The 231-nt window shown below is 57.6% G+C and carries 1 protein-coding gene; it reads left to right on the top strand.

Annotated features, from left to right (window positions below; all coding sequences use genetic code 11):
- The coding region (locus AAEZ08_RS23560) for an FGGY-family carbohydrate kinase (RefSeq protein WP_500125263.1) at positions 1–231 on the top strand (231 nt) is incomplete at both ends.

Raw genomic sequence — 231 nt, 5'->3', positions numbered from 1 at the left:
GTGCATACACGCGCGCATATTTATCGCGCCATCTTAGAAGGGCTGGCTTACGAGCTTAAACTTGGCTTTGATACCATCGAAAAACGTACCGGCAAACCCATCAAACACCTGCGCGTCTCAGGCGGCGGCTCCCAAAGTGACGCCGCCATGCAGCTCACCGCCGACATCTTTGCCATGCCCGCCTACCGCCCGCACACTTTTGAAGCTACTGGCCTCGGCGCTGCCATCAAC

Source organism: Pseudomonas sp. E45-MNA-CIBAN-0222, from assembly GCF_040310405.1.
Lineage (GTDB): Bacteria > Pseudomonadota > Gammaproteobacteria > Pseudomonadales > Pseudomonadaceae > Stutzerimonas > Stutzerimonas stutzeri_AC.
The sequence above is the reverse complement of the archived record's forward strand: the minus strand, read 5'-3'. Positions and strand labels throughout refer to the sequence as shown.